We start from the raw sequence: 918 nt of genomic DNA on the forward strand, positions 1-918 counted from the left end.
GGTAGCTGACTGCCCAGATGAATGAACTAGATCAACAGACCCGAAATCCAACTCTTTAAGTTGGGTTCGGGTACGTAAAGCAAGACCAACAGGCAAACTATCCCAATCCTCTGGTGTCAAATCTGCCGGTGCAACATATCGGTACGTCCCATCGGGATTCATCACCTTTACATCACCTTTATTACCTACAACACCATTGCTGTCAGCACCATCTGACTTTTTACGCACATACGCTGACGCAACATCAATATTCTGATCGGTTCGTAAACCAAATGAATCTGTTACACCGTCACCATCATTGGTCGTAAAGTTATCAAACACCAACTTAATACCAGTGTCATTCACAACACCGGCAGTACCTTCTCCAGAGCGACCAGTCTCCCACGTAAAGCGATTGCGCTTGCCTTCCGCTTCAACGCTATCCTTAAAAAATCTGGCCGATGCAATCGTTAAGCCTTGATCCCCTCTATCAGACCATCGACCACCATCAGATTGACACGACGCGCTATCGCTCCCTTGCCCACCAACACATACAGCCCCAGCTCCGCCTGCGGAAATTGTTCTTTCAGATCCTTGTTCGTATGTCTCCAGCACCATGCGCCCAAAGCTCGCACCAGTTGCCCGATCACCTAATCTAAAGTCTGTGACATCTAGTCGCGACCAACTTTCTGTCTCATAAATTCGCAAACCCTCTTCAGTAACGTCAAGAAGCATGTCACGAAGATGCTTATCCATATCGAGTCCTGCCAACCAGAAACCACTACCATCAGATTCCTTATAAGTAGCCATTAAGCCATCACGCAATTCAATATCTGCATTGATGGTAATACCTTCATCACCAAAACGACCGCCCGGCCCCAAAGTGATATGCCCGTTTAATCGACCACTCAACTCAGGATAAAGCCCCAAACCAAACAA

The 918-nt window shown here is 47.2% G+C and carries 1 protein-coding gene; it reads right to left on the reverse strand.

The window, feature by feature from the left end; translation table 11 throughout:
- On the reverse strand, positions 1 to 918 hold a 918-nt coding region (locus A3738_RS31590; RefSeq protein WP_197474062.1), incomplete at both ends, for a hypothetical protein.

The organism is Oleiphilus sp. HI0066 (genome assembly GCF_001635725.1).